This window comes from Streptomyces sp. SID5785 (assembly GCF_009870065.1).
In the GTDB taxonomy this organism is placed as follows: Bacteria; Actinomycetota; Actinomycetes; order Streptomycetales; family Streptomycetaceae; genus Streptomyces.
This window is the reverse complement of sequence record NZ_WWIA01000139.1, coordinates 1-7,135: the sequence shown is the minus strand read 5'-3', so window position 1 is coordinate 7,135 and position 7,135 is coordinate 1. Positions and strand designations below refer to the sequence as shown.

4 protein-coding genes and 1 tRNA gene are annotated in these 7,135 nt (G+C 69.2%); 3 read left to right on the top strand and 2 right to left on the bottom strand.

The window, feature by feature from the left end; translation table 11 throughout:
• Nucleotides 1-357: 357 nt before the first annotated feature.
• From GTW43_RS04465 to GTW43_RS04455, 3 genes are all read left to right on the top strand, one after another.
• A tRNA-Lys gene (locus GTW43_RS04465) sits at nucleotides 358-431 on the top strand.
• Nucleotides 432-959: 528 nt separating this feature from the next.
• Nucleotides 960-2,924, top strand: a complete 1,965-nt coding sequence (locus GTW43_RS04460) for a cellulose synthase catalytic subunit (RefSeq protein WP_161300306.1) — start codon at nucleotides 960-962, stop codon at nucleotides 2,922-2,924.
• The gene (locus GTW43_RS04455) at nucleotides 2,921-4,858 is read left to right on the top strand and encodes a kelch motif-containing protein (RefSeq protein WP_161300305.1); all 1,938 of its coding nucleotides are present in this window, start codon (nucleotides 2,921-2,923) and stop codon (nucleotides 4,856-4,858) included. The genes GTW43_RS04460 and GTW43_RS04455 overlap by 4 nt, the downstream gene beginning before the upstream one ends.
• 117 nt (nucleotides 4,859-4,975) lie before the next feature.
• Here the strand turns inward: GTW43_RS04455 and GTW43_RS04450 are convergent, their stop codons facing one another.
• Both GTW43_RS04450 and GTW43_RS04445 read right to left on the bottom strand, forming a co-directional pair.
• Nucleotides 4,976-5,968: a glycoside hydrolase family 6 protein gene (locus GTW43_RS04450; protein WP_161300304.1), complete on the bottom strand. Its 993-nt coding sequence runs from the start codon at nucleotides 5,966-5,968 to the stop codon at nucleotides 4,976-4,978.
• Nucleotides 5,969-6,316: 348 nt separating this feature from the next.
• Nucleotides 6,317-7,066 carry a class F sortase gene (locus GTW43_RS04445; RefSeq protein WP_161300303.1) on the bottom strand — a complete coding sequence of 250 codons (750 nt, stop codon included), beginning with the start codon at nucleotides 7,064-7,066 and terminating at the stop codon, nucleotides 6,317-6,319.
• Nucleotides 7,067-7,135: the final 69 nt, after the last annotated feature.

The following is a 7,135-nucleotide window of genomic DNA, read 5'->3' as shown; positions in this document are numbered from 1 at the left end:
TGCCGGCGGTGGCGGCGACGGCCAGCGCGTGGCGGGCCCCGACCCGCGGGCGGGCCGGGGCGGCGGCGGCCTCGAGCCGGGCCCGGACACAGCCCGCGCAGTCACAGTCGGCCGCCGGGGCGATCTCCTCGAAGGCCGGGGTCGTCATGCGCTCCGTGTCCTGATCGACGTCCACGCGCTTCCCCTCTGCTGAGCCTCGTGTTCGCACGCAGGCAGCGTCTCAACTGTCTGCACATATCGCATGTTGACGGTGCAAAAGATGGAAATCACCACAAATCACCCGTCCCCCGGCGCGTCGCACCCCCCTGACGGTCCGGACCACCCACCGAAGTCGGGTAGAGTTACGCAGGTCAGCACGCGCCGCTAGCTCAGTTGGTTAGAGCAGCTGACTCTTAATCAGCGGGTCCGGGGTTCGAGTCCCTGGCGGCGCACGACACGCAGAAACCCTCCGCAGCAGCGGGGGGTTTTCTGGTGTCCGGACAGCACGTCGACGCCGCTCCCGGCTGGACCCCTGGCGGCGCACAGATGATCGAAGGCTCCTCGCCCCGCGAGGGGCCTTCGGTGTTTCCGGGGGTGGTTCCCGAACACCGCACGGCGGATTCCGGCCATGGTCAACCGGCGGTAAACACCACGTTTCGTTCCGTATCGCCCTTGCGATCATGATGCTGGGCGCAGCACCCTATCCTGGAGCCATTGGCTCCAATGAGGCTTACGGTGCATGACAGTTGGAGTCTGCACACGGCGGGGCACCAGCCGGTTGCCGACAGCACGGGGACGGGGGCCCCGTTCATGAAGCGATGTCGAGGGGGGCATCATGCAACCGGAAGGTCGCCGTTCCTGTCTCAGTAAGGGTGGAACGGTGGCCTGCCACTGATACGCCCGGGGACGGTCGAGGGGGACCGGACCGGGGTGAGGACCGACAACCACGCGGTGACTCGCGTGCGGGGGGATGACTCATCATGACGTCGACGCCGACGGGCGCCCGCGAGGGCTTCGACCCGTCCGAGACGACCCAGCTGCGGGTGCCACCGCACCGCACCGGCGGCTTCCGACGCATCAAGAAATCGCTGCCACGGTACGACTACGAGCACTACAGCCGGCTCGCCGGGCCCCTCACCCAGCCCGACCCGAGCAAGCCGTACACGGTGCAGTACCGTTCGCTGCTCTCGCAGGAGCCGCACCGCGTCCGCGCCGCGCTCATGCTCGGCGCGGCCCCGCTGCTCTCGCTCGTCCTCCTGTTCTGGCTGCTGCAGCCCGAGCACTGGACCGAGCGCGACTACGTGAAGTACGACTTCCTGCCGGCGCTCGACATCGTCATGCTCGTCTCGATCGGCCTGATCGAGTTCTTCCGCTGCATGAACGTCCTGTCGAACGCGCACGCGACCCTGGTCGCGCGCGACCCCGTCCCGGTGGTGCCGGAGACCGGCACGAGGGTCGCGTTCCTGACCTCGTTCGTGCCCGGCAAGGAGCCGATCGAGATGGTCACGAAGACCCTGGAGGCCGCGGTCAAGCTGCGCCACCGGGGTCTGCTGCACATCTGGCTCCTGGACGAGGGCGACGACGCCGAGGTCAAGGAGGTCTGCGCCCGGCTCGGCGTGCACCACTTCTCCCGCAAGGGCGTCGCGAAGTGGAACCAGGCGAAGGGCCCCCACCGCGCCAAGACCAAGCACGGCAACTACAACGCCTGGCTGGACGCGCACGGCGACGACTACGACTTCTTCGCCTCCGTCGACACCGATCACGTGCCGCTGCCCAACTACCTGGAGCGGATGCTCGGCTTCTTCCGCGACCCCGACGTGGGCTTCGTCATCGGCCCGCAGGTCTACGGCAACTACGACAACTTCGTCACCAAGGCCGCCGAGTCCCAGCAGTTCCTCTTCCACGCGCTGATCCAGCGCGCGGGCAACCGCTACGGCGCCCCCATGTTCGTCGGCACGTCGAACGCGGTGCGCATCAAGACGCTGAAGCAGATCGGCGGCCTGTACGACTCGATCACCGAGGACATGGCGACGGGCTTCGAGATCCACCGCGCCAAGAACCCGGCCACCGGCAAGAAGTGGCGCTCCGTGTACACGCCGGACGTGCTGGCCGTCGGTGAGGGCCCGAGCGCGTGGACGGACTTCTTCACGCAGCAGATGCGCTGGTCGCGCGGCACGTACGAGACGATCCTCAAGCAGTACTGGAAGGGCTGGTACTCGCTCCCGCCGAGCAAGCTCTTCAACTACACGATGATGATCATCTTCTACCCGATGTCGGCCATGAACTGGATCCTGGCCGCGCTCTCCTGCGCCCTGTTCCTGGGCCTGGGCGCCTCGGGCGTGAACATCGACCCGACGATCTGGCTGATGCTCTACGGCAACGCGTCGGCACTGCAGATCGGCCTCTACATCTGGAACCGCCGGCACAACGTGTCGCCCCACGAGCCCGAGGGCTCCGGCGGCGTGGCCGGCATGGTGATGTCCGCGCTGTCGGCGCCGCTGTACGCCAAGGCGCTGTTCGACTCGATGCTGCGCCGCAAGAGCAAGTTCGTGGTCACGCCCAAGGGCGACTCGGCCAGTCCCGACCGCTGGTTCGGCACCTTCCGCTACCACTGGTACTTCATCCTGATCTTCGCCGGTTCGATGGCCGCCGGGTTCGTGTACGGCCACGCCCACCCCGCGATGATCACCTGGGCCTGCTTCGCCCTGCTGATCACGGCGACGCCCATGTTCGCCTGGCGCTACATGCTGCGGCAGGACCGCAAGAAGCCCAAGCCGCCCGCGCCGGAGGCGGCGCCGCAGCAGCAGCCGTCCGTGCCGCAGCAGGCGTCCGGCCCCCGGCACGCCGCGCCGCCGCACGGCGTCCCGCAGCAGCGGCCCGGCTGGGCCGCGGGCGGGGGCAACGACGAGACCATGCAGATCTCCCTGGGGGGACGTAACAAGTGAAAGACGGTGCGAGCCGCCGCCGGGCCCGACGCATAGCCATCGGCTCGGTGGTGGTACTGGCGCTGGCCGGGATGAACGGACCCTGGCTGTATCGCTTCGGGTCGGCCAAGTACCACGAGTACAAGATCAACAGACCGGAGTACAAGGCCGACAACGGCAAGTGGGACGTCATCGACTTCCCGAAGGACATGCGCCTCAACACGATCCACGCGGCGCTGCTCCACACCGGCAAGATCCTGCTGGTGGCCGGCTCGGGCAACAACCAGAAGAACTTCGACGCCAAGAAGTTCGACACCCGGCTCTACGACCCGGTGAAGGGCACGATCAAGAAGATCCCGACGCCCAGCGACCTGTTCTGCACGGGTCACACCCAGCTGGCGAACGGCAACCTGCTGATCGCGGGCGGCACCCAGCGCTACGAGAAGCTCAAGGGTGACGTCACCAAGGCCGGCGGCCTGATGGTCGTGCACAACGAGGACCCGGACGCGCCGAAGACCATCAAGGCGGGCACCCGCTTCACCGGCAAGGAGAGCGGCAAGACCTTCGTCGCCAAGGACAACATCACGGTCGAGCGCGCCAAGAAGGTCTTCGACCCCGCCACCGGCAAGTTCCTCCGCAACGAGCCGGGCCTCGGCCGCGTCTACGTCGAGGCCGAACGCTCCGGCACCAAGTACGAGACCGGCACCCAGGACAACTACCGGGTGCAGGGCCTGACCGGCGCCGACGCGCGCAACGTGTACGGCATCGCGCAGAAGCTGGCCCTGGACAAGAAGGACTTCCAGGGGATCAAGGACTCCTACGAGTTCGACCCGGTCGCCGAGAAGTACATCAAGGTCGACCCGATGAACGAGGCGCGCTGGTACCCCACGCTGACCACGCTCTCGGACGGCAAGGTCCTGTCGGTGTCCGGCCTCGACGAGATCGGGCAGCTGGTGCCCGGCAAGAACGAGGTCTACGACCCGAAGACCAAGAAGTGGACCTACCTGAAGAAGCAGCGCCAGTTCCCGACGTACCCGGCGCTGTTCCAGATGGAGAACGGCAAGATCTTCTACTCGGGCGCCAACGCGGGCTACGGCCCGGACAACGTCGGCCGCAAGCCCGGCATCTGGGACCTGGAGACCAACAAGTTCCAGAAGATCCCCGGCCTGTCCGACGCGAACATGATGGAGACGGCCGGCACGGTCGAGCTGCCGCCCGCGCAGAACCAGCGGTACATGGTCGTCGGCGGCGGCGGCGTCGGCGAGTCCAAGCTGTCCAGCAACAAGACACGGATCGTCGACCTGAAGGACGAGGACCCGAAGTTCGTCGACGGCCCGTCCCTCGAGAAGGGCACCCGCTACCCGCAGTCCTCGATCCTGCCCGACGACTCCGTCCTCGTCTCCGGCGGCTCCGAGGACTACCGCGGCCGCGGTGACTCGAACATCCACCAGGCGCGGATCTACGACACGAAGTCCAACACGTTCCGGCGCGTCGCCGACCCGCTCGTCGGCCGCAACTACCACTCGGGCTCGCTCCTGCTGCCCGACGGGCGGGTGCTGTTCTTCGGCTCGGACTCCCTGTACGCGGACAAGGCGAACACGAAGCCCGGCACGTTCGAGCAGCGCATCGAGGTGTACACGCCGCCGTACCTGTACCGGGACTCGCGGCCCACGCTCGAGGGCGGCCAGAAGACGATCGCCCGGGGTGCCTCGGCGACGTACCAGACGGACCACGCCTCGTCGATCAGGACGGCGCGGCTGATCCGGCCCAGCGCGTCCACGCACGTCACCGACGTCGACCAGACGTCCATCGCGCTGGACCTCAAGAAGTCGGCGGACTCGGTGACCGTGACCGTGCCGAAGAACCGGGCGCTGGTCGAGTCGGGCTGGTACATGCTGTTCGTGACGGACGATCAGGGGACCCCGAGCAAGGCGCAGTGGGTGCACATCCCCTAGCGGGTACCTTCACGACGACGAGAGCCGCGGTCGCCTCCGCCCCTGGTCAGGGGCTGAGGCGACCGCGGCTCTGTCGCGTCGTGCGTGGCCGCGCCCGTCGCGGGGCGCTTCCCGGGCCTAACCGGCCTTCGCCAGCTTCAGGGCGTAGTCGTTCCACCAGTCGCCGGCCTTCGGGCCGCCCTTGCAGGTGCCGTCGGACTCGCCGGGGCGCTTGACCCACACATAGGCCTTGACCTGCGGGTCACCGGTCTTGGTCGTCGGGTTCTCGCCGAGGGCGCGGCCCGGCGGGTTGCACCAGCGCTCGTCGGGGCTGCCGCCGGTGTACGGCCCGTTCCCGTTCCGGCTGGTGTCGACGACGAACGGCTTGCCGCCGACCTTCGCCGAGAGCTCCTTGCCGTACTTCACGGACTCCTCGGTGGAGTAGAAGTTCGACACGTTGACCGAGAAGCCGTCGGCCTGGTCGATGCCGGACCACTTCAGGGGCTCGAAGATCTGGTCCGGCTTGCCCCAGCCCGCGTTGCCCGCGTCGAGGTAGACCGTCGTGTTCTTCAGGGACTTGAGCTTCGCGATGGCGCCCTTGAGCAGGTCGTAGCGCTCCTCGTGGAACTGCTCCGGCGTGCAGTTGTCCACCATGTGCTGGACCGCGTCCGGCTCCAGGATGACCGTCGCCGGGCGGTCCTCGATCCCGGCCGCGACCTGGTCGATCCACGCCCGGTACGCGTTGCCGTCGGCGGCGCCGCCCTTCGAGTAGTTCCCGCAGTCGCGGTGCGGGATGTTGTAGAGCACGAGCAGGGCGTCCCGGTCGGCCTTCTCGGCGGCCTCCGTGTAACCGCGGGCCTGGTCCGTCGCGTTCTCCGGCGTGAGCCACTCGCCGCTGGGCTGCTCGGCGATCTTGCGGACGGCCGTGGCCTCGTCGTCCTTGCCGTCCTTCTCCAGGTCGGCGACGGCCTGCGCGGCCTTGCTGTCGGGATTGACCCAGAACGGGTCGGCGCTCTTGGGCTGTTGCTTCACGGGAGACTCGGCGCTGTCGTCCTTGCCTCCGGAGGAACACGCGGACACGAGCAGCGCCGCCCCCACGACGACCGCCCCAGCCCTCATCTTCCGGTACATCCACTCCCCCTTGGGTGCACTGTCTGGTCCTCAATCGTGGCATACGCCCCGGCCGGGCCACGAGGCCGGACGGACCTTGTCCACGACCTGTTACAGCCTGTCCGGACCCGGCCGGACCATGCCCGCGAGCTTCCGGGCGGGCGTCGCGGGCCCGCGCGGGGCGGCCGGACGCCCTCTGGGCGGCGGCCCGCATCCGTTCTAGAGTTCAGGCCTGTCGTGCCGTACCGTGCGGCAGCTCACGCCTCCCGCGCCGGCGCCGGGTCATCCCGCAGCCCGTTGCGCGCGCGGTCGAGGACCAGCCCGGCCGGCGGCTCCGGGGGGAGCGGTCGTCGGCCGGGCCGGGTGCCCTCAGCCGGCCGCCTCCTGCGCGCTCTTGTCCGGGTTGTTCACCGGACGCTTGGCAGGGCTCTTCTCGGGGGCCGTGTCGGGGCTCTTCTCGGGGCTCTTCTCGATGCCGGACAGGTAGGCCGAGACGACGACGTTGGCCGTGTACGTGCGCGAGGCCTTGTCGAAGGTGCCGCCGCAGGTGATCAGCCGCAGCTCGGCCCGGTCGGGGTGGTGCGGGCCGTAGGCCTTGCGGGCGTCGAAGCGGTCGCGGGACATGACCTTGACGTCGTCGACGGTGAACGTGGCCACCGAACCGTCGTCCCGCACCACCCGCACCGTGTCGCCCGGCCGGGCCTCGCTGAGGTGGAAGAAGACGGCGGGCCGGGACTCCGTGTCGACGTGCCCGACGAACAGGGCGGTACCGCGCTCCCCCGGCTGCGCGCCCGCCCCGTACCAGCCGACGACACCGGCCTGACCGTACGGCGGCGGGTCGACGGCGCCGCTGCCGTCCAGGCCGCGCGCGACCACGGGCGCCTGCACCTGGAGGGTCGGCACGTCGATGCGCTGCGGTTTCGCGGGCTGCACCGGGGCGTGGGCCGAGGGCAGCGAGACGCCGAGCGGACGGCCGACGGCGGCCGCGTCTCCGGTGGTCGGCGAGGACAGGTTCACGTCGGTGACGCCACGGCCCCACAGCCACAGGCCGAGCAGCAGCACCGCCCAGGCCACGCCCGTGAGCAGCCGTCCGCCGCCCTGTCGGTCCCGGTCCGTCATGGTGGCCTACCGCGGGTCCTCGTACGGGGTCCGGCGGCGGCGCACGCTGCGCACGGCGACGGCCACCGC